A 22219-nucleotide genomic window follows, 5' to 3' on the forward strand; every position below is an offset into this window, starting at 1 on the left:
CCCTCCTCAACTTAAATAATACTTTGACAGATATTCTTCATTACATCTTCTGCACTAGCCATAATATCATTAATAATCTCTGAAGCCGATTCTATCTTATTAACCATTCCAGCTACCTGTCCAGCCATAACTGTACCCTCAACCACATCACCATCAATAACAGCCCTTTGTAATCTACCAATTCCTAACTCCTCAATCTTCTCTTTAGGAGCCCCTTCTTTTTCTAGTTTATCTATCTTCCTTGTTAACTTATTCTTCAGATTTCTTACAGGGTGTCCAGTAGATCGAGCAGTTACTATGGCATCTCTATCTTTAGCCTTGATAACAGCTTTCTTATAGTTCTTATGAGCTATACATTCCTGAGCACAGATGAAACGCGTCCCAATTTGTGCTCCCACTGCACCTAGTGATAATGCTGCAGCTAAACCTCTACCATCAGCAACGCCTCCAGCTGCAATTACTGGAATATCAACAGCATCTACAATTTGAGGTATCAAAGGCATTGTAGTTAATTGACCAATATGTCCTCCTGCTTCATTACCTTCTGCAATTATAGCATCTACATCAAGGCGCGCCATCCTTTTAGCCAAAGCCACTGAAGGAACAACTGGGATTATCTTTGCTCCAATCTCTTTAAGCCTCTCAATATACTTTCCAGGATTTCCAGCTCCAGTCGTCACTACAGGAACCTTCTCCTCTATTACAACCTCCATAACTTCATCTACAAAAGGTGATAATAACATTACATTTACCCCAAAAGGTTTATCAGTCTCTGCTTTAACCTTTTTTATCTCTTCCCTTACTATATCTGCTGGGGCATTACCTGCCCCTATAATTCCCAATCCTCCAGCTTTTGATACAGCAGCAGCCAATTCACCTGTAGCAATCCAGGCCATACCACCTTGAATAATCGGATAATCTATACCTAATAATTCGCATAATTTAGTTTTAATCATCTTCTACTTCCCCCTTAAGACCATTCTATAACTGTAGCTCCCCAAGTCAAACCAGCACCAAAACCAACTAGAACAACAATATCTCCTTCTTTTATATCTCCTGACTTAACTGCTCCATCTAAAGCTAAAGGTATGGAAGCAGCCGAGGTATTTCCGTATTTGTCAAGATTCACATAAACCTGTTCCTTCTGTAAATCTAACCTCTTTGCTGCAGCATCAATAATTCTGATATTTGCCTGATGAGGCACTAAATAATCTATATCACTATCATCTAAGCCAGCAATTTCTAAGGCTTCATTAGCTGCTCTTCCTAATATTCTAACGGCAAACTTAAAGACAGGATTACCTTCCATCTCTATATAATGAAGACCTTCATCGATTATACTCTGAGAGAGAGGGTTCTTAGAACCTCCTCCTTCCACCTTCAACACTTGGCTTTGGGCTCCATCAGCCCCTAATAAATTAGAGAGGATACCTCCCTTTTCAGTTGGAGTCAAGACTGCTGCTCCTGCTCCATCACCAAACAATATACAGGTAGAACGATCTTCCCAATCTATTATCTTAGATAAAGTCTCAGCCCCTATAACCAAAATGTTATCATAAGCTCCAGTTTCGATATATTGAGTTGCAACTGAAACCCCATAAACAAAACCTGTACAAGCTGCTGCAAGATCAAAAGCTGGAACACCTTTAGCTCCTAACTTGTCTTGAACTATACAAGCAGTCGAGGGAAACGCAAGATGATCAGGAGTTGCTGTAGCAACAAGTATTAAATCTAAATCTTGAGCTTTTAAACCTGCATCTGCTAGGGCCAACTTTGCTGCCTCATATGCTAAATCAGAGGTGCTCATCCCCTCCTCAACAACTCTACGTTCTTTAATCCCTGTCCTTGTTGTTATCCATTCATCATTAGTATCTACCATATCTTCTAGATCAGAATTGCTTAATACCTTCTCAGGCACAAAAGAACCAACACCTGCAACCTTAGCCTTTCTTACTTCACTTCTCATAGCTATCCATCATTCCTTCCACCAATATTGGCTTTAGTTAGATTAATTAAATCAGCATCTATAGCTTTTTGCGCATTCTTAATAGCATTTTTGATAGCTTTTGCATTTGAACTTCCATGGCTTATTATCGTTACACCATCAATTCCTAAAAGTGGCGCCCCACCATATTCGGTATAATCCATCTTCTTAGCTACCCTTTTAAAGGCAGGCTTTAATAAAAGCCCTCCTAATTTACCGAGCCAATTTGCCTTTATCTCTCTTTTTATAATCTTAAATAAGGCATCTGCTAAGCCTTCTGTCGTTTTCAAAACTACATTTCCTACAAATCCATCACATAATATAATATCAAATTCCCCAGTAAATATATCTCTTCCTTCAGCATTACCAACAAAATTAATATCCTCAATCTTTTTTAGAATTTTATGTACTTCCTTAGTTAGTTCATTTCCTTTTTTCTCCTCTTCGCCAACGCTCAAAAGACCCAATTTAGGGTTCTTTTTACCGAGAAGTTCTGATGCATAAATATGAGCCATTAGTGCATGTTGAACCATATGCTCCGGCTTACTATCTACGTTGGCCCCTGCATCTAAAACAAGAGTCTCTCCCTTTAATGTGGGAAATACAGTTGCTATTGCAGGTCTAGCTACACCCTTTATTCTACCAATTTTCAATAAAGCACTAGCCATCACAGCACCAGTACTTCCAGCAGATACAAAGGCATCTGCCTCTCCTTTTTTAACCAACTTAGACCCTACTACAATAGATGAATCCTTCTTCTTTCTTAAAGCACGAGCTGGAGACTCATCCATACCGATAATTTCAGAAGCATGAACAACCTCTATCTTTCCTTCTTCATAAGAGTATTTTTCCAACTCTTTATTAACCTTATCTTCTTGTCCTACAAGGATAATCCTTCCATCAATATCTCCACTAGCTTCTATAGCACCTTTAACAATCTCATACGGGGCATGATCCCCTCCCATTGCGTCTACTACAATTTTCACCTGTCTAAACCTCCTCAATTCCATTATCAGCCTCAACTGAGAAGACTATGAACTCTCCACTAAAGACTAACTCTCCTTTAACTTTAGTCTCTACTCTTACACAGAACTTATTCCCTTTTTTATTCTCAACTTTAGCCTTTGCTATCAATCTTTCTCCTAAATAAACCGGTCTATTATAACGAATCTTAGCAGATCCAGTCAAAGCTACATCAGTATCTATGATTGCTACTGCTAAAGAGTTAGCTTGAGCAAATATATGGTGTCCCCTCACAACCTTACTTTTCTCTAAAAGCAATTCTTTAGACGTCTCCATAATAGAAATTCCTGCTTTGTCGAGGTTAATATCTACCAATTCACCAATCACCTCTTCACTTTGAACTGACTTCAATTGATCGTTGGCCCGTTTTGCTACTGTTTTAATTCTCTTTCTAACTTCTGGAATCCCCAACTCCATCCTATCTAAACGAATAGTTTGAATGCTAACATCAAATATCTCCGCTAACTCTTTATCGATAAAGAAAGGGTTCTCTTTTAGCTTTTCTTGTAAAAGTTTTTGCCTTTCTAACTTACTTATTTTTTTCATCAACTGTAACCACCTATTAAAATCTTGTATTAAGACCTGCTACTAATTTAACTCTACAAGTATTATATATAATTTTTTTCTTCTATGCAAGTATTATTCTAAAAAGAAGAGGAAATTATACTTTAGTTTTAAGAAATAAGACTCAACTAAATGCTAAAAAGCGAAACGATATAGTAATAAAGCATAGCTTTATTACTGGTGATGAGTAATGGATAAAAACTTAGGAAAACAGAAAACCCTTTGTTAGCTAAGACTTATAAGAAGTTTTGAGATTTTGACTTTACTAATTACTCTTCACTCATTACCCATTACTAGCAGCACTTTTATATTTCACTTTCCAAAAAACAAAAGAGAAGGCGAATATTCGCCTTCTCTTTTGTATATAATTACTTTACTTTTCTACCTTTGTAAAATCCACACTCAGGACATACACGGTGTGACAATTTTGCCTCACTACATTGAGGACATTCAACTAAATTTGGAGCACTTAACTTCCAATGAGTTCTTCTCTTTCTCTTACGAGTTTTTGAGGTTCTTCGCTTAGGTACAGCCATCAAAAACACCTCCTTTATCTATTACATCTCAAGTTATATATTAGTTCAATAACTGGCTTAACTTCAATCTTGATTCAATAATTTCTCTAGATCAGCAAGTCTTGGGTCAACCTTGTGCATAATACATTTACACTCTTCTTTGTTCAAGTTCTTTCCACAACTTGGACACAAACCTTCACACTCTTCATCGCAGACAAATTTCATAGGTAAATTCAATCTGATATGGTGCAAAAGTTCATTTTTAAAGTCAATCTGATCTTTTTCAACCTCTTCTTTAGAAATTTCAAAATCAAAATCAAATTTCATAGGCATTTCAAATTCATCCAAACACCTAGTACAAGGTAATCTAAGCAAGATATCAACTTTCCCCATAACTATATAAGTTTTTTCATCATTAACTACAGTTAAGTTTATCTTAATTTCTCGAGGAAAAGAGACCTGCTCACCATGAATAGTTATACTTTCTAATTCAACAGAAAATTCTTCACTCATAGTTCCACCAAAGACATCTTTTATCTTGGCAATATTTATTTTAGCTCTCATTTACTTTTCACCTCTAAGGCAACATCATTTATTATAATATAGAGAATATAGATTTGTCAAGAATTTTGTAGAAATTAACCAATCAAATCTTTAGTATCTCTAGCAATTACCAACTCTTCATTTGTAGGTACAACAAATACCTTAACTCTAGATTCATCAGGACTTATTTGAGTAAATTTACCTCTAACATCATTTCGTTGAACATCAACCTTAATACCCAAGAAATCTAAACTATTACATATATCTTCCCTCAAACCTATAGCATTCTCGCCAATCCCTGCAGTAAATACAAGAGCATCAATGCCATTCATAGCTGCAGTATAAGCACCTATATACTTCTTTACACGATAAGCAAACATATCAATAGCTAACTGAGCTCTTTCATTCCCATCTGCTGCAGCATCCTCAATATCACGAGAGTCACTACTTACACCAGAAATTCCTAAGAAACCGCTCTTGTTATTCATTAAATAATCCATCTCTTCTGGACTTAAATCTTCTTTTTCCATAATAAAAGGTACTATAGCAGGGTCTATATCACCACATCTAGTTCCCATAACTAAACCTTCTAAAGGAGTAAGTCCCATACTTGTATCTAAAGATTCGCCTCCATCTACTGCAGTTATACTAGCACCATTTCCAAGGTGACAAGTAATAATCTTTAAGTCTTTAATGTCTTTATCTAACTTCTTAGCAACCTCTTGGGCAACAAATTGATGGGATGTACCATGAAAGCCATATCTTCTGACCCTATATTTTTCATAGAACTCATATGGTAAAGCATAAGTATAAACTTCCTGAGGCATTGATTGATGGAAAGCAGAATCAAAGGTCGCCACTTGTTTTGCATTAGAAATCAGTCTTTCACATACCTCAATCCCCATTAGATTAGCTGGATTATGCAAAGGTGCTAATTTGGCACACTCTTCAATCTTTTTCTTAACATCATTATCTATAATAACAGATTTATCGAAGTATTCTCCTCCATGCACAACTCTATGCCCTACAGCAACAATCTCATTTATATCTCCAATTACACCTTTATCCTCATCAGTTAAGGTGTTAATTACTAGTTCCATGCCTATAGAATGGTCAGGAATATCTTTTTTAATTTCAAACTCCTCTCCATTAGCAAGCTCTTGCTCTAATCTAGACCCTTCAATACCTATTCTCTCCACTAGTCCTAAAGCTAAAACTGATTCATCCTCCATATTAATTAGTTGATACTTAATAGAAGAACTTCCACTATTAATAACCAAAACTTTCATTAACTAACTCCTCCTTCATTATGTATAGTAACACTTATCTAATTAGTTTTTTATTAAATACTCCCCTAATCTTATCATTGTTAAGGGCCAATTATCAAGACCTAATTAACAATTTTGTGCTTGGACTGCAGTAATTGCTGTTACATTAACAATATCCTGCACATTACACCCTCTAGATAGATCATTAACCGGTTTAGCAATTCCTTGTAAAACAGGGCCAATAGCTTCAGCATGGGCCAACCTTTGTACAAGTTTGTAACTTATATTGCCTGATTGTAAATCAGGAAAAATTAATACATTTGCTTCTCCACCAATCTCACTCTCTGGATACTTCTTCTGTGAAACCTTTGGTACAATAGCTGCATCTGATTGCATCTCTCCATCAATAATTAAATCAGAATTTAACTCTTTAGCCTTCTTTATTGCATCTGTCACCTTGTCCACCATCTGATGTTTAGCACTACCATTTGTCGAGAAGGACAACATAGCAACTTTAGGGTCTATGCCAGCCAAAGATTTAGCCGTCTCTGCTGAAGATATAGCAATCTCAGCTAACTGTTCAGAACTTGGATTAGGATTAACTGCACAATCTCCAAAGACCATCAATCCATCCTCACCAAAATCTTTATCTTGAACAATCATAATAAAGGCACCAGATATTACAGAAATCCCCTCTGTAGTACCAATAACTCTAATAGCAGCTCTTAGAACATCTCCAGTAGGGTTAGCTGCTCCAGCCACCTTACCATCAGCATCTCCTGCTTTAACCATCATCGACCCAAAATATAAAGGATCTTTCATCTGCTCTAAAGCATCTTCTTTGCTTATCCCTTTATGTTTTCTTAACTCATAATAAGTTTTCCCATAACCCTCTAATTTATTAGACTTTTTAGGATCAATTATCTTAGCTTTACCCAAATCAACCCCATGCCTTAAAGCGACATCTTTAACCTCATCCTCATCTCCTAATAATATTATCTTAGCAATCTCCTTCTCTAAAATAATTGGAACAGCCTTAACCATTCTTTCTTCTGTACCCTCAGGTAATACTATAATCTTTCTTTCACTCTTAGCTTTCTCATGAATATCTCCAATAAAACTCATCACTTACCCTCCTCATAATCAAAATATGAAATTATCTTTTACTATTACTATTTATAATTACTAGATGATACATATAATCTCCTTGTTTTTAGACAAAATATCTACTATTTTTACATTGGAATATTTTTCAAGACCTCGCCTTTAGTATTCCCTTTATTTAAATATAATTCATACTATAAAATTGATATTTCTCCCTATAATAACTATAATATAGTATAGAAAAGTGTTAAACTAAGACTTAATAGTAATTAAGTGTCACTTTCGTGCCACTAGTAATGGGTAATCAGTAATGAGTAATGGGTAAAACCTTAAAAACCCCTTTGTTGCCTAAATTTGAATAAGAGGTCTTTAGGTTTTGATCTTACTCATTACTCGTCACTCATCACTGATTACTAGTTGCACAAAAGTGCAACTATATTACTAAATAATGGAGGGATCTTCAATGAAAGTATTAGGTATAATTACAGAGTATAACCCTTTTCACAATGGTCACAAGATACATCTAGAAGAGTCTATCAAAGCTAGCAAAGCCGACAGTGTAATCTGTATAATGAGCGGAGCCTTCTTACAACGTGGTGAGCCTTCTATAGTTAACCAATGGGCACGTACTAAGATGGCTTTAGAAGCTGGAGTAGACCTAATGATCCAACTTCCTATCTCATACTCACTAAGAAGTGCAGAACACTTTGCCTTTGGCTCAATAAAATTATTAAACTCTACAGGAATTGTTGATAATATCTGCTTTGGTAGCGAACTTGGTGATATCCTACCCTTTGTAGAGTTGGGAAGAATATTAAGCAAAGAACCTCTAGCCTTAAGTAATTTAATCCAAAGTAAATTAAATAAAGGTTTGTCTTACCCAGAAGCTCGAAGTAAAGCCTTAATAGATTACATACGACTTACACCCAACAATTTAAAAACCACACTAAATACAGCAGAAAATATACTTAAAAACCCAAATAACATCCTAGGTTTAGAATACATCAAAGCCTTAAATAAATTAGATAGCTCTATAACCCCACTTACAATAAAGAGAGAGGGAGAAGGATATCATTCACTTAAATTAAATAAGGTAAGTAGTGCTTCAGCTATCAGAAGTCAAATATATAATAATTATTTAAAAGAAAGACCCCTTATTAATGAAGAAACCTCTAAAGGACTCCTACAAGAAAGTATAAAGATATTAGAAGAAGAGATCTCTAAGGGCTTTGGCCCTATCTTCTATAATAATTTTAGTCAACAGATACTAACTCTAATTAGACGTATGGATGAAAGAGACTTAAAAGAATTTGAAGATATTAGAGGAGGACTAGAGAATAGAATCAAAGAAGCAGCTCAAAGAGCCAGCTCCCTACAAGAGCTAATATCCTTAATTAAAACAAAACGCTTTACCCAAACTAGAATCCAAAGAATATTATCCCAAGTTCTATTAAATATCAAGGAACCTGATTTAAAAAAGTTTGATAAAGCTAATGGCCCACTTTACTTTAGGGTGCTAGGTTTTAATAATAAAGGTAGAGAACTACTTAAATCTATTAAAGAAAAAGGTGACCTGCCAATAATCACTAAGGTAGCTAATCACCTCAGAAGCACCCAAGATCCTAGAAATCTATTACAAAAGATGTTAAGCTATGACCTAAGGGCCAACAATATCTACTCTTTAGCTTATCCTAACCTTGAAGCAAGAAAGGCTAATATAGACTTTAGAAAGCACCCTATTATTAAATAAAAACCAAAAAATCCTTCGTGGAATCTCAAGTTTTAGAGGCCCCCTCAGAGTTTTAAAAGGCAAAAACCCCTCGTGCGATTTCAAGTTTAAAGGTGCCTCTATCCCTTATCCTCTGCTTTTAAGATACTTTATTATCTGATCTATATTCTCAACCCCAACTACCTCTATTCCTTCTACTTCAAGAGTCTTTGCTTCTTCATAATTGCCTGCCGGAGAAAAAAAGACCTCAGCCCCCTGATCCTTTGCAGCTACAATCTTCTGTCTAACTCCATCTATCTTACCAACAGCCCCATCTAAATCAATTGTCCCAGTCCCTGCCACCTTTTGGCCTTGAGTTATATCCTCTGGTGTAAGCCTATTAAATATCTCTAAAGTAAACATTGCTCCTGCAGAAGGCCCTCCAATCTCTCCAGCATTTATATCAATTTCAATTGGGAAGTTAAAGTTTTGGTTATGGGGAGTTATTAAAACTCCAATTGATGGGTTGCCTCCATTATTATCTTCTAAACTATAAGTTTTAAGAAGAAATATCTTTTCTTCCTCTTCTCTTAACACACTAATCTCTACCTCTTGCCCAACCTCTCTAGCCTGAATCTTCTCTATAGTTTCATTGAGTAATTTTACCGGTTTGCCATCTATCCCTACTATAATATCTCCCTCTTTTAGTTTACCATAGGAAGTTCCTTCTTTTAATACATCTACAACACGGACTCCTTCACCAGTAATTTGAGGATCATACCCTGCTTTAGTCAAAGCAACAGCCTTAGCTGTCATTTGACTTTCTTCCATCATTTCCTGCATTAATTCAAAGTACTTTCTCATATCCATTCCAGGAGGTAAGAAATCCTTAGATTCTAACTCTATTAACTCTGTCTCAAATAACCTTACCTGTATGTAATCAAGCAATTTAGCATCTCGCATAGACACTGCTGTTAGCATAACTTCTCCTTTAACTTCATAACTGTCACCCTGAATAGCAATCATTGGCCCTAAAGCTTCAGCTCTACCTGGTGAAATCCTATAATAATTGGTAGGCCAAAACATTAATACAGCAGCACATATCAAAACAACTAAAACTATCGAAAGTAACTTATCTTCTCTATTTAACTTATTCATCCTCTCCCCACCCCTCTATCAGTTCTTTAATCTTAGGAATATCATTTTTCGCCGCTTCATAACCTTTGTCTATGCAAATCTGTGCTTTATCCAAACCTGCAGATGGGATATCACCAACTTGAGGAATAATTAAAAGATCTGCACCTGTACTCTTATTCTTTGCAAGTTCCTCTTGCATAATATCTATAGAATGCATAATAACATCAAAAATGCTATTTACTTCACTTCTACCATCCATCTTTCTACTTACCTCAACTCCAATTACAATATCTGCTCCCATATCTCTAACAGGCTTAACAGGTACCCTATCTAGTAAAGCCCCATCAACTAAAAGCCTACCCTCCAATTCATAAGGAACATAGACCCCAGGAATAGACATACTAGCCCTCATTCCATCTGCTACTAGTCCCTTGTCTATTACAACCTCTTCTCCCCTCTCTATATCAACTGCTACTGTTACAAAGGGGGTATCTAAATCTTCAAACTTTTTCTGCTTTGTTAAGAGTTCAAAGAATTCTTTTGCTTTCTTTCCAGAAATAAACCCCTTCCTGGGTACTGTAAGATCTGTAAGATGATCCCAAGTTAAATGATTTGCTAAACTCTCTAATCGATTAAGTTCTAATCCCACGGCATAAAAACCACCAACTATACTTCCCATACTCGTTCCACCAATATAATCTATAGGTATGCTTTCCTCTTCAAAGGCCTTTAAAACACCTAAATGGGCCAACCCCCTAGCTGTTCCAGCACCTAAAGCCAATCCAATAGTTGGACGCACTTATACACACCTCCTTTTAAAAAATAGTTGCTAGAGAACAAGAAAACTTTTATAATCAAAACCATAACACTCTCTTATCCTTTAGTATATTTTTATTCTCCTAATTTCCATTATATCACAACTTCAGCTATTAGTTTATGGTATTTATTAAAAAAATATTATATTAATAAAGTTATACTTTGTTCAGCTAATAATATATAAAAACCCCAGGCTTTAGCCTGAGGTTTTATGTAAAAGGATATTACTCTTCGATAGCTTCTACTGGGCAAGATGGAGCACATGCGCCACAGTCAATACAAAGATCTGCATCAATTACAAATTGAGCATCTCCTTCAGAGATTGCTTCTACTGGACAAGTAGGTTCGCATACTCCACAAGAGATACAAGCATCATTAATTGTATAAGCCATTCCTTTCACCTCCAACACTAGTTTTTTACTTTATCACCTTAATAACCTGATATTACTAAGTTATAATAACATAGGTAATTTTAATTGTCAATAATGGTTACTAACTGTTAGTCATTATCAACTAAGCTATTATAATCTCTTTATCCGCTAGGTCTATCTCCACCTCTTGTGCAGTTACTGGAACTGATAGTTGAAGTATACCTTCTTCAAAGGTCCATTTCTTAATTTCTTTACCATCAATACAAACTGCTTTTGGACTGGATTGAGGTAGGTTAAGCTTGAATTTATAATTATTATATTCAAGATCATATCCGTCATTTAGCTCTTCAATCTTAATCTTTAAACCTTCAACTACTCTGCTGTACGATATATTTCGCAAACTATATTCTCCATCTTCATAATTAAAGGATATACCATCATCTTCATAAAGTTTATATTCCCCACCTTCAACCTCAGCACTTAGATAGAAGTTTAATTCCAATTCATCTACCTTATTTTCACCAACATAATTCATCCTCGGGGCCAACGGAAGTATACTTCCACCTTTCACATAGATAGGCATCTTATCCAAAGGAGCTTGGGCTATAATCGTTGAGCTACCGTCATATATCTCAGCAGTCCAGAAATTATACCATTGGCCTTCTGGAAGATATACAAGCCTTTGATCGGTATCAGGTCTATAAATTGGGGCTACTAAGATAGAATCTCCTACCATAAATTGATCTGATAGATTATAAGTTCTCTCATCATCTGGATACTCCATTATTAGAGGTCTCATTAACGGTAAACCTTCTTTGGAAGCTTGATAGAACAAATTATATAGATGAGTTAAAAATCTATACCTTAATCCTATATACTCTCTAATAATCTCTTCATAATCCTCTCCAAAAACCCAAGGCTCTTGGTTAAGGTTATTTATTGCACAGTGATTTCTAAAAAAAGGCATAAAGGTTCCAAGCTGAATCCACCTAGTTAATAACTCACCTGTAGCATCATAAGCAAAACCTCCAATATCACTTCCAGAGAAGGTTATCCCAGAAAGACCCATATTCATCAACATTGGCATTGTCAAGTGAAGGTGCTCCCAGAAACTACGATTATCACCAGTCCAAACTGCAGCATAACGCTGTATCCCAGAAAAACCTGCTCTAGTAAGTACAAAAGGTCTTTCATTATCTCTATTCCTCTTCAGCCCTTCATAGGTAGCTTTTCCTTCTAAGAATCCATATAAATTATGAAAACCTCTTTGGCTTATTAAATCTCCATCCAGATTATGAACAACATCTAAATCCATAGTAGGATCTTCTCTATAAGGGGTAAAAACAGCAGGTTCATTCATATCATTCCAGATACCCTTAACACCCTGGTCTAAGAGTTTCTTATGCCAATCACCCCACCACTTTCTGACCTCTTCTTTAGCGAAATCTGGGAAGGCACATTCACCAGGCCACACCTTACCGGTAAAGATATCTCCATCTAGATACTTACAGAAGTAGTCATTGGCAATCCCCTCTTGATAAACCTTATACTCAGGATCCTTCTTTACACCAGGATCAATTATGTTGACTACCTTAAATCCATCATCACTTAGATCATTTAACATCTTTTTAGGGTTAGGAAATTCCTCTTCATTCCAAGTAAAGACTCGATACTCATCCATATAATGTATATCTAAATGAATAACATCACAGGGTATTTCACGGTCTCTAAAGTTTTTAGCTATCTCTCTAAGCTCTTCTTCAGGATGATAGCTATAACGAGATTGATGATAACCTATAGACCATTTAGGTGGCAAAGGCATCCTTCCAGTCAACCTAGTATAAGATGAGACTACCTCTTTTATTGTTGGCCCGTTGATGAAATAATAATCTAACTTTCCACCTTCTCCCCAAAAGGAGTAATAATCCTTATCACCTTTTCCTAGGTCAAAGTGGGTCTTATAAGAGTTGTCAAAGTATATTCCATAAGAGATACCCTCTTTAAAACCTATCAAGAAGGGAATAGATTGATAAAGAGGATCTGTTCCTGTAACATGAGGATTAAAGGTGTCTGTATTCCACATTGTATAATTTTTACCTCTTTTATCTAAGAAGCCCGTCTTCTCCCCAAGCCCATAAAACCTTTCCTTCTCTCCAAGAGACTTCCAGGCTCTCACCTCATCCTTCTGCCAACCTAAAGCACCTTTAGAGTAATCTTCATTTATTATATTCCCTTCTAAATCATAAAATTCCAACCCAAACTTAACTTTATTTACAACCACCTTCAAAGTAGAAGTCCTTATTATTAATTTATCTTCTTCCTCTTTAATTACAAGATCATCATAGGCCAAGGAATGACCAACTAAAGCTGGAGTACTCCCTTCATCCAATTCATCTCTCTTACCCATAAGCACCCTCACTATATCAGAGCTAAGAAATTCTAATAAGACCTTTCCTTCAATCAGATCCAGATATATCTTATTTCCTTTCTTTATATAACCAGATACCTTAGTTAATATAAAATATCTTTTACTCTCACCATCTCTACCCTTATCCATTATCTCTTCACTATTCATCTTATCAACCCCTTAATTTTATTTGTGGAAGCAGTTCCAACTGTCTTAGTATATTTATTCTACTACTCTGCCAAAAACCCTTCTTTAAAATTCATTTTTTCAGTTATATGTTGTATAGTAATAGAATTTAACTTTTAATCGACCATATCGTAGAGACAGACCTATGTGGATGCGGTTTGTGCGGTTTTCACGAAGAGTTTTTACTTTTTTAAAACTCGTAGGTCTGCCAAAATAATACATTATCGTTATTATCTCTATTTCGATAAAAAATATATGTATGATTTAAATACTCGTCGGTGACGTATTTAGGGTGAACACATAGGTTCACCCCTACAAATATAAATTGTACGAAAATGACACTTTATTACCATAAAGTTTAATCAAAACAAAAACTCCGTCTACAGGGTTATTAACGCTGTAGACGGAATTTCTTTACCACCTATGTGGTTTATAAGGGTTTTTGGCCCTTGGTTTATCCAACACTTCTTTGAAGATTATCCCTCTTAAAACATCCTCTTTTAAGTTATCTTCATCTAACAAAGGCTTTTCAACTTTAGAAGTCTTTCTTTTGGAGATCTTCTTCTTTCTAGATGTTCTTAATTTTTTTCTCTCAAAACTTTGCAAAGGTTCTTGTCTTTTAACTTGTTGTACCTTTGCATCTGCCTTCTTCTTTTCTGCCAAACTCTTGGTATTATTTAAAGAGTAATCTTTTTCAACTTCATAAGCTTTCTTCTCTTCTTCTATATATATGTCGTCTGAACTTTCTTCTTCTACTCGTTGTTCACTTTCATCTTCTCCTCTTACTTTATCCTTTAAATCTACAAACTTATTGGCTAAAGCTATAAAGATAAAGATAAGGGGAATCAAAGAAGCGAATTCTTCAATAAGATTCATTATATCCTCTCCTATCCATTATTTTTTAGGAGATTCTTTCTTAGCACTAGCATTTGATGAACCGACATTAGAAATATTATCTCTCATATCTGTATCAGCTTTGATATTTTGAATATTCATATAATCCATGACACCTATATTTCCAGACTTTAAAGCATCTGCCATAGCCTTTGGCACCTCTGCCTCTGCTTCCACAACTTTGGCCCTCATCTCTTGAACCTTGGCCTTCATCTCTTGTTCTTCAGCAATTGCCATAGCTCTTCTCTCTTCTGCTTTGGCTTGAGCTATTTCTTTATCAGCTTCTGCTTGATCAGTCTGTAACTCAGCACCAATATTCTTCCCTACATCTACATCTGCTATATCTATCGACAAGATCTCGTAAGCAGTACCTGAATCTAAACCTTTATCTAAAACTGTTTTAGAAATAAGGTCTGGGTTCTCTAGAACCTTAGTATGAGCATCAGAGGAACCTACTGTAGTTACTATTCCCTCTCCTACCCTAGCTAGGATGGTTTCCTCTCCAGCACCACCTACTAAGCGATCTATGTTGGCTCTAACTGTTACCCTAGCAGTTGCCATAACTTGAATTCCATCCATAGCTACAGCAGTTACTACCGGGGTCTGAATAACTTTTGGATTAACACTCATCTGTACTGCTCGTAGAACATCTCTACCAGCAAGATCAATAGCTGCTGCTCTCTCAAAAGTTAGCTCAATCTGTGCCCTTTGAGCTGCTATTAAAGCATCTACTACTCTATCTACATTTCCACCTGCTAAATAATGGGACTCTAACTGATCAGAACTCAACTCCAAACCTGCCTTATGGGACTTAATCATCGGGCCAACAATCAAAGCTGGAGCAACTCTACGCAACCTCATCCCAAAGAGATTTGAAAAATTAACCTTCACACCTGCTGAAAGAGCTGAAATCCACAGTCCTATCGGTATAAAATAAACAAATAAAGATATGAATAGTACTACACCTACCATTACAATTAAAGAAAATGCACCTGTCACATCAATCACTCTCCTCTTCTATTAATTTCACAACAATTCTTCTACCATCAACTTGAACAACCTTAATTTTTTTACCTTTTTCGATATATCCACCCTCACTTACTACATCTAGGCGTTGGCCCTCAATTTCACCAATACCTGCTGGCCTTAAAGTACTTAAAGCTAATCCTTCTTTATTAATTAAATCTCTATAATCTTTTGGAGCAATATACCCATCATCTGGATTCTCCATCTTATCTAAGATCATTCTCTTCCACAAATTACTTCTCCCAAAGTATTTGAATATAAGAACAGCTCCCAAAATAGATAAGACCATAGTTGTAGCAATAATTGAAATAGCTATATCAGGTGTCGGGAATAGGAAGTAAAGGCTAGATATAATAGCCAAAATACCACCAACCCCTGTCACACCAAAGCCAGGAACAACAAAAACCTCTAAAGCTATCAAGAAGATCCCTGCAATAAAGAGTATTAATAACCCCCAACCTGCTACCCCATTAATAATATAACCACTAAAGAAAGCTGCTAAACTCAATAGACCTATTGTTCCTCCTACACCCCAACCTGGAGCTATAGCCTCAAAAAGAAGACCCAAAAACCCTAAAGTCAACAACAATATACTAACACCAGCAGTAGTTACCAATCTAGCAAAGCGTTCTGGAGCAGTAGGCTCAATCTCAATAACTTGAGATCCTTCCAGGTCAAACTCTCTTAATAGCTGATCAAAAGAGTCTACCCTTAAATTAGCAACCTCCTTAGAAACTGCCTCCTGAGCAGTTAGGGTTAAGATCTTACCTTCTTCTATGACCCCCTCTATCTCTATGTCTGAATCGACCATAGCTGCTGCTAAGTCAGTATCCCTTTCTCTTCGCTCAGCAGTAGCTCTAAACTCTCTAGTCAAAGCAGAGATATACTTCTCCTCTTTTGGTCTGGTCTCTGCAGCTCCAATACTACTTCCAGATGCCATTACCAAATCTTCACCAGCCAAAGCAATTAAAGCTCCTGCTGACCAAGCACGATTAGAGACATAGGTTATAGTAGGAATTTCAGTTCCAAAGATTTGATCCTTAATCTTTATACCAGAATCTACAAGTCCACCATAAGTATCGATCTTAAAGACAATAAGATCAGCTCCAACCTCTTCACCTTCTTCTATACCCCTTTCTACCAGATTGAGCATTCCAGGATCTACAGTCCCCTCAATGGGAATAAGATAAACTACGGTATTGCTCTCTGCAAATAACATAGTACTAAAACTAAAGATTAATAAAACAATTAATAAAAATATTTTAACCTTCAATGACATACCACCTCCCCTGTAAAAAATTCAAAAATACCTTTAATATAATTTAAAGAAACTCTTCCTTTAACCCTATTTCAACCAAAGTCCAAGAATTCCTTCTAAAAAACACCTTACTTTCCTAAATAACTTATCTTTTCAATCTTTTAAACTAAGAATCAAAGCAAAACACTTCTTAATTAAATTATTTATTCAACCTCTCTACTGCCTCTTCTAAAGTATACTCAAATACTTCATCACCTAACAGTGCACTTAAATTTAAGATTTCAAAGATTTCTTGAACTTCAGGCTGTAGATTTACTATAAAACATTTTAACTTCTTATTATCTTTAAATAATTTGATTAATTTTCCTACCCCGGTGGAATCAACAAAGTCTAAGCCTGAAAAATCTAATATAACTTTATAAGTCTTAGGTTTTAATTTTGAAAATTCCTTTACTAAATAGTCAGCTGTTGCCATATCTAACTCTCCTTTTAAATTTAAAATTGCTATATCATCTCTAAATTCAGTTTTTATTTCCATACTTATCTCCTCCTTATGTTAAAATATTTTTATTTTCCCTTCTTCATTCATATGGCAGGATACTCTTTGAGTATCCTTTTGAAATTTATATCTCTTCTTAGCAAAATGAACCTCTACATTGGAATAGACCTTATCTGCAATAAGCCTTTTATCTTCTGGTATAAATATCTGTACCAAACTCCCACCCAAACTTCCTATCTCTTTAATATAAACATTTTCATTAGCTTCTATCTTACCTCCACGGTAAAATCCTTTGATTTCTACTTTACCACCAGCATATAAATTAGAATTATATACACCCTTACCCTCTACAATAATACTCCCACTTGCTATCAAAGTACTATTTTGAACATATTTAGCTACTATATCATTCTCATTATAATTACTTTGTCCAATTATCTCTAAAATCATATTAATCTCTTCAAGCAATTTATCCAAATCTGAAAGGTTATTAATATTGCAATATCCCTTCTCATTAATTAAATCTTTAAATTTTCTAATTAAATTAGCTATCTCATCAAATAAATTACTTAAAGATACAGCTTCACTTTCAGAATGAATTTTATTTAAAAGATGAACGATTTCATTAAATTTACCATCTAAAAGCAACTGAATTATCTGTCTATACCCATATTTATTTAAGTCACTTGTCTTGAAAGCACTATGACCTTCTAATTGCAAAACAGCACTCTTTAAATTTTCCAATAACTTTCTTAGTTTCTTGAAATTTATCTGTGCATTTTTATAATAAGAAGCTAGCCTTCCAGAAATTATTTTAGAACCTATAATATTACCACTAACTAGTATCTGGTCATCACCCTCTAAATGTGCTTGGGAAACATTACCTTTAACTGAAATTTTACCACCCGAATTTACTTTAAAATGATCTTGAACATTGCGATTAATAATTACATCACCATTGAAATCAATATTTCCAACTGATTTATCAACATCTCCAAGAACATGGTATATCTCCATAACCTCTAAAATACCATTCTTTAGTATGGGTCTTCCGGGCTTGGTAGCTACAGCCTTATTTTTTATTAGTTTAACACCCTCACCTATCTTCCAATCTACATCTACTGCTAGTTCAACTTCTATCTTTTTACCATATACATCAACGCCTGCCTCACCCTCTTTCAAATCCTTTTTAATAGCAATAACTTCACCTGGATTCACGCTATAAACCTGATTTAATGAAAAATAATCTACCTTATCTTCCTTATCAACCTCACTTTTTTTAATATCATTAAAGAGATATTCAATGCTTGCATCTTCCCCTTCTTGTGGCTCTTCCCCTTGGGCTACTAAAATTTCTTCATTTGGGTTTTCAATTGCTTCTACTAACTTTTTAGCATTAATCCCATATATTATCCCTAAATCATCAAGTTTAGCATATAAATCACTCACCTTAACTTTTTGAGCCTCTACTATATCATCCCTATCACCAATGATTACAAAATCCTCATACTTTTCAGAAGATTTTATTACTTTAGGGGTGAATTTAACTCCATCTATCCTTTCTACTTCCAAAAATACCCTTAACTTATCATCACTCACCCTAACTCTAATCCCACTTATTGGTTCTTCATTAATTACTTCAAAACTTATATCATCATCTTCAGTAACTATAACCTGCTGAACTACCTCCCCCCCTTTTTTATATAATTGAACATTGTTCCCACTACTTACAACAGGATATTTTTTAACTTCTAACTCCTTTAAAATCAATCTATTACCTTCTATCTGCAATAATTCATTTTCTTGAGAAAAGTTAGTATCTTCATTATCTGTTTTATTGACTTTACTTTTTAAAGTCTCATCTTCATCAATTATATTCATAGACATTAGCTTAACTTTAGCTTCTTTTTTACCAAAGCCTAGAATTCCTTTTTGTTCTTCTGAAAGAATTTCTATCTGTACATCATCTCTTTTAACCTTTAAACGATTTAATCCCTTCTTTATAGCCTCCTCTATAGTTGGCCCTTCTACAACTAATGATCTATCAACTCCCATATTATCAGCCCTCCTTATCCTATCTTTTTATCTAATAATAAGACTGTTCCATTACTATCAGTCTTTAAATATAAACGATTAAAGAACCTTATTATTATCGAGAATCCTTTTCCTAAGGAAAATTCTTTAGACTCTGTATAACCTTCCATCAAAGTTGCTTTAGATAAAGAGTCTAAGCTAATACCTTCCCCTTTATCTTCTACTATTATTCTAAGAACACCATCTAAAATCTTAACAACAACTATACCCCCACCTGCATGCTTTAAAGCATTGGTTAGAGCTTCAGATGTTGCTAAAATCACATAAACAATCTCTTTTGAATTAAATTTATAATTTAATAGAAATTCCCTCACCTGATTTCTAACTTCATTTAAGTCTTGAGGACCAATTAAATCTTTCCTATATATTTCATCACCTTCACCAATTTTCCCTTTTAAATCATCTTCATTAATTAAATTTAATTTATTCTTAGTAACAACCGAAATAACATCTTGATATATTTCAAATTCCTTTTCCTTGTTCTTTCTTTCCACCTTAATCAAATTAGTTATATCAATAGCTAATAATCCTCCTGAATTATAACTTAAAGGTAAAGCATGTAAGTCATAGATCCTCTCTCCTCCACCATCAACCACACTATCTCTTTTATATTGATTATTGGCTAAAGAATCAGCTATAAAACCTTTTAAATAATCTTCAGTTAATGAAAAATCTTCATCACCTGTGATCTTTTTTAATCTGCCGCTTTCATATTTAAAGGTACTTCCAACCTTAAAAGCATCTAATAATTGAGATTTTTCTACTGCCTTCTTTAATTTTTCACAGATAATATTTTTACGCTCTTTTGATAAACCCTCCACTAAATCATCTACTATATCAAGAATTGATTTATCTAATATTTCAAAATCCTCTTTATTAAGCTTTTTTCTTTTATTCCCATCTCTAAATACCGAGATTATATCAAAAACCTGATTTCCATCATCACAATAACCAACCACTAATTCAACAATCACTTTAATATCATTAGCTAAAGTAACTTCATATTTACCTTTTGGTAAATTTGTATTCAAGACAATACCTAAAGGACTAATCAAGGAAACTAAAGCAGTACAAATTTTATCTCCATTTAAACTTCTAACAATAGAAGTAATTTTATTCTTAGGTACCTTAGCTAAATATTTACCATTAATTAACTCCTTGCAACTTTTATTAGAAATATTTTTTTTATTCACCTATACCCCTCCTATCTTTGAGGTATTTCAAAACTATAAAGCTGATATCATCAGGTATATCCTTATCATTAATATAAGAATATATCTTTTCTACCAACTTCTCTTTTAAATCCTCTGCTGAATCTAAATTATTTTCTTCTATTAGCTTCTTTATTTCATCCAATCCCAATCTTTTGCCCTTATCGTTTATGATATCTATTAGTCCATCTGTATAAAATAAAATTAAATCTCCTTTTTCTAAAGATTTTTGATGAAAATCATAGTCATAATAGCCTTCAACCCCACAAAGTATTCCTTTTTTAGATAGTGACCCTAATTTTTTCTTTTCTCCTGACCAGATTAAAGGAGGATTATGAGCAGCATTACTATAAGATAATATCCCTTTATTAATATCTAAGGAAGCATAAAAGGCAGATACAAAGGTTGCTGTCCTCTTCAAGTCATTATAAAGGTTATAATTTAAGTGTTTTAAAACTCTATTAGGACTATAATTTAATCTACTTAAAATATTAAATGCACTGTGTATTGTTGCAACTACTATTGCAGCTGGAACCCCTTTCCCCATTACATCTGAAACCAACAAATTAAGTTTATTCTCTTTTAAATTAAACCCAAAATAATCTCCCCCTACCTTATTAGCAGGCTGGGCAAAAATAGCCAAATCTACATCTTTATGATTAGGAGTACTTTTTGGAATGAAGGCAGTTTGAATATTAGAAGCTATATCTAACTCCTTATTCATCTTCTCTTTATTTAAAATTTCTTTTATATACAACAACTTCTTCATTCCACTTTTTAAGTATAACAAAGTCATATTAACAAATTCCTGAATTAAACCTATATCGTTTTTATTGTCAAAAGTAACTGCAATTTGACATTCCAACTTTTCACCTTCACTAATAATAAAGTTTAAAAATTCCTCATTCTGTTTGAATTTTATTTTATCTTTAAAAAAGCTTTCTATTTCACCTTTAAACTCACCTTTTAGCTTAGCAAAGGATAATAAAAAAGAATTATATTCTTCTAAATCCAAACCATAAAAGTAATCTTTTATAATGTATCCATCATCAAAAAAATCTCTAGCTAAAACTAATACCCTATTGACCTCTAAATTTTCAGCTATAATATCTAGAAGTTGCTTTATGAAATCATTGAAATCAGATTTTGACTTCATATCTATGAAAATACCTTCTATATCATTTATCATTCTTAGCATCTTATATCTTCGTTTAAGCTCTTCAATTTCAAATCTTTTTGATTCGATTCTTATTTCCGTGCTAATATCTGTAAACCTATAGATGATATATTCAGATTCATTCAAACTAATCATATCAATGTTGACGACTAAATTTAAATAATTACCTCTATAACTTTTAATCTTACTAAAATAAACTTTATCACTAGAAACACCTTTTATAATAAAATCGTAATGTATATGCTTTAATATAGGATCAAGTTCTTTAATCTCTTTACCTAGCAAATCAATTGTTTCATAATTAAACAGATCCAAAAATCTATTATTCAAATCTACAACCTTCCCTTTCTTTAAATCTACCAACATCAAAGCTTCTTCTCCCTCAATTAGACAAGGTAACACCTCACTTAAAGTTAACAAAAAAACACCTCCCT

20 protein-coding genes are annotated in these 22219 nt (G+C 34.3%); 1 reads left to right on the plus strand and 19 read right to left on the minus strand.

All coding sequences use genetic code 11. The annotated features are described in order from the left end of the window. Positions 1–11: 11 nt before the first annotated feature. The 8 genes from fabK to pta all read right to left on the minus strand — a co-directional run bounded on the left by fabK (position 12) and on the right by pta (position 7022). Positions 12–956, minus strand: a complete 945-nt coding sequence (gene fabK / locus HALSAC_RS0112490) for an enoyl-[acyl-carrier-protein] reductase FabK (protein ID WP_027340536.1) — start codon at positions 954–956, stop codon at positions 12–14. A 14-nt stretch (positions 957–970) separates the two neighbouring features. Then, positions 971–1966: a beta-ketoacyl-ACP synthase III gene (locus HALSAC_RS0112495; protein ID WP_027340537.1), complete on the minus strand. Its 996-nt coding sequence runs from the start codon at positions 1964–1966 to the stop codon at positions 971–973. A 2-nt stretch (positions 1967–1968) separates the two neighbouring features. After that, complete coding sequence (gene plsX, locus HALSAC_RS0112500; RefSeq protein ID WP_027340538.1) at positions 1969–2970, minus strand: phosphate acyltransferase PlsX; 1002 nt, start codon at positions 2968–2970, stop codon at positions 1969–1971. 4 nt (positions 2971–2974) lie between these two features. Then, positions 2975–3553, minus strand: a complete 579-nt coding sequence (fapR, locus tag HALSAC_RS0112505; RefSeq protein ID WP_027340539.1) for a transcription factor FapR — start codon at positions 3551–3553, stop codon at positions 2975–2977. Positions 3554–3939: 386 nt separating this feature from the next. Further along, positions 3940–4107 (minus strand): 50S ribosomal protein L32, encoded by a 168-nt coding sequence (gene rpmF / locus HALSAC_RS0112510; protein ID WP_027340540.1) that lies wholly within the window; start codon positions 4105–4107, stop codon positions 3940–3942. A gap of 63 nt (positions 4108–4170) precedes the next feature. Continuing rightward, complete coding sequence (locus HALSAC_RS0112515; protein WP_027340541.1) at positions 4171–4650, minus strand: YceD family protein; 480 nt, start codon at positions 4648–4650, stop codon at positions 4171–4173. Positions 4651–4724: 74 nt separating this feature from the next. After that, positions 4725–5918 (minus strand): acetate/propionate family kinase, encoded by a 1194-nt coding sequence (locus tag HALSAC_RS0112520; RefSeq protein WP_027340542.1) that lies wholly within the window; start codon positions 5916–5918, stop codon positions 4725–4727. A gap of 105 nt (positions 5919–6023) precedes the next feature. Next, positions 6024–7022: a phosphate acetyltransferase gene (gene pta, locus HALSAC_RS0112525; protein WP_027340543.1), complete on the minus strand. Its 999-nt coding sequence runs from the start codon at positions 7020–7022 to the stop codon at positions 6024–6026. 442 nt (positions 7023–7464) lie between these two features. Between pta and HALSAC_RS0112530 the strand changes: the two genes are divergently transcribed. Then, the gene (locus HALSAC_RS0112530) at positions 7465–8751 is read left to right on the plus strand and encodes a nucleotidyltransferase (protein WP_027340544.1); all 1287 of its coding nucleotides are present in this window, start codon (positions 7465–7467) and stop codon (positions 8749–8751) included. Positions 8752–8856: 105 nt separating this feature from the next. Here the strand turns inward: HALSAC_RS0112530 and HALSAC_RS0112535 are convergent, their stop codons facing one another. The 11 genes from HALSAC_RS0112535 to HALSAC_RS0112585 all read right to left on the minus strand — a co-directional run bounded on the left by HALSAC_RS0112535 (position 8857) and on the right by HALSAC_RS0112585 (position 22205). Further along, the gene (locus tag HALSAC_RS0112535; protein WP_027340545.1) at positions 8857–9867 is read right to left on the minus strand and encodes a YlbL family protein; all 1011 of its coding nucleotides are present in this window, start codon (positions 9865–9867) and stop codon (positions 8857–8859) included. Then, positions 9860–10645: a patatin-like phospholipase family protein gene (locus HALSAC_RS0112540; protein WP_027340546.1), complete on the minus strand. Its 786-nt coding sequence runs from the start codon at positions 10643–10645 to the stop codon at positions 9860–9862. Before HALSAC_RS0112540 ends, HALSAC_RS0112535 begins: the two co-directional genes overlap by 8 nt. 241 nt (positions 10646–10886) lie before the next feature. Next, a complete protein-coding gene (locus HALSAC_RS0112545; protein WP_027340547.1) occupies positions 10887–11054 on the minus strand; it encodes a ferredoxin family protein in 168 nt (55 codons plus the stop codon). A gap of 121 nt (positions 11055–11175) precedes the next feature. After that, positions 11176–13608 carry a glycoside hydrolase family 31 protein gene (locus HALSAC_RS0112550; RefSeq protein ID WP_027340548.1) on the minus strand — a complete coding sequence of 811 codons (2433 nt, stop codon included), beginning with the start codon at positions 13606–13608 and terminating at the stop codon, positions 11176–11178. Positions 13609–14040: 432 nt separating this feature from the next. Beyond that, entirely contained in the window at positions 14041–14502 is a 462-nt protein-coding gene (locus tag HALSAC_RS0112555; RefSeq protein WP_027340549.1) for a hypothetical protein, read from the minus strand. An 18-nt stretch (positions 14503–14520) separates the two neighbouring features. Then, positions 14521–15498, minus strand: a complete 978-nt coding sequence (gene floA, locus HALSAC_RS0112560) for a flotillin-like protein FloA (protein WP_425402512.1) — start codon at positions 15496–15498, stop codon at positions 14521–14523. A 22-nt stretch (positions 15499–15520) separates the two neighbouring features. Further along, positions 15521–16825, minus strand: a complete 1305-nt coding sequence (locus HALSAC_RS0112565) for an NfeD family protein (RefSeq protein ID WP_027340551.1) — start codon at positions 16823–16825, stop codon at positions 15521–15523. A gap of 178 nt (positions 16826–17003) precedes the next feature. Continuing rightward, on the minus strand, positions 17004–17342 hold the full coding sequence (locus HALSAC_RS0112570) for an STAS domain-containing protein (protein ID WP_027340552.1): 339 nt from the start codon (positions 17340–17342) through the stop codon (positions 17004–17006). A gap of 18 nt (positions 17343–17360) precedes the next feature. Further along, the gene (locus HALSAC_RS0112575; RefSeq protein ID WP_027340553.1) at positions 17361–19358 is read right to left on the minus strand and encodes a flagellar assembly protein A; all 1998 of its coding nucleotides are present in this window, start codon (positions 19356–19358) and stop codon (positions 17361–17363) included. A gap of 14 nt (positions 19359–19372) precedes the next feature. After that, complete coding sequence (locus HALSAC_RS0112580) at positions 19373–20590, minus strand: ATP-binding protein (RefSeq protein WP_027340554.1); 1218 nt, start codon at positions 20588–20590, stop codon at positions 19373–19375. Beyond that, a complete protein-coding gene (locus HALSAC_RS0112585; RefSeq protein WP_027340555.1) occupies positions 20583–22205 on the minus strand; it encodes a PP2C family protein-serine/threonine phosphatase in 1623 nt (540 codons plus the stop codon). Before HALSAC_RS0112585 ends, HALSAC_RS0112580 begins: the two co-directional genes overlap by 8 nt. Positions 22206–22219 lie beyond the last annotated feature (14 nt).

It is taken from the genome of Halonatronum saccharophilum DSM 13868 (assembly GCF_000517025.1).
GTDB lineage: Bacteria > Bacillota > Halanaerobiia > Halobacteroidales > Halobacteroidaceae > Halonatronum > Halonatronum saccharophilum.

Excerpts from the sequence above, each read along its gene's own strand:
- pta (WP_027340543.1), bottom strand. The coding sequence starts at position 7,022 with ATGAGTTTTATTGGAGATATTCATGAGAAAGCTAAGAGTGAAAGAAAG.
- HALSAC_RS0112565 (WP_027340551.1), bottom strand. The coding sequence starts at position 16,825 with ATGTCATTGAAGGTTAAAATATTTTTATTAATTGTTTTATTAATCTTT.
- HALSAC_RS0112520 (WP_027340542.1), bottom strand. The coding sequence starts at position 5,918 with ATGAAAGTTTTGGTTATTAATAGTGGAAGTTCTTCTATTAAGTATCAA.
- HALSAC_RS0112515 (WP_027340541.1), bottom strand. The coding sequence starts at position 4,650 with ATGAGAGCTAAAATAAATATTGCCAAGATAAAAGATGTCTTTGGTGGA.
- HALSAC_RS0112550 (WP_027340548.1), bottom strand. The coding sequence starts at position 13,608 with ATGAATAGTGAAGAGATAATGGATAAGGGTAGAGATGGTGAGAGTAAA.
- HALSAC_RS0112495 (WP_027340537.1), bottom strand. The coding sequence starts at position 1,966 with ATGAGAAGTGAAGTAAGAAAGGCTAAGGTTGCAGGTGTTGGTTCTTTT.
- fapR (WP_027340539.1), bottom strand. The coding sequence starts at position 3,553 with ATGAAAAAAATAAGTAAGTTAGAAAGGCAAAAACTTTTACAAGAAAAG.
- HALSAC_RS0112545 (WP_027340547.1), bottom strand. The coding sequence starts at position 11,054 with ATGGCTTATACAATTAATGATGCTTGTATCTCTTGTGGAGTATGCGAA.
- HALSAC_RS0112535 (WP_027340545.1), bottom strand. The coding sequence starts at position 9,867 with ATGAATAAGTTAAATAGAGAAGATAAGTTACTTTCGATAGTTTTAGTT.
- HALSAC_RS0112575 (WP_027340553.1), bottom strand. The coding sequence starts at position 19,358 with ATGGGAGTTGATAGATCATTAGTTGTAGAAGGGCCAACTATAGAGGAG.
- HALSAC_RS0112530 (WP_027340544.1), top strand. The coding sequence starts at position 7,465 with ATGAAAGTATTAGGTATAATTACAGAGTATAACCCTTTTCACAATGGT.
- fabK (WP_027340536.1), bottom strand. The coding sequence starts at position 956 with ATGATTAAAACTAAATTATGCGAATTATTAGGTATAGATTATCCGATT.
- rpmF (WP_027340540.1), bottom strand. The coding sequence starts at position 4,107 with ATGGCTGTACCTAAGCGAAGAACCTCAAAAACTCGTAAGAGAAAGAGA.
- HALSAC_RS0112555 (WP_027340549.1), bottom strand. The coding sequence starts at position 14,502 with ATGAATCTTATTGAAGAATTCGCTTCTTTGATTCCCCTTATCTTTATC.
- HALSAC_RS0112570 (WP_027340552.1), bottom strand. The coding sequence starts at position 17,342 with ATGGAAATAAAAACTGAATTTAGAGATGATATAGCAATTTTAAATTTA.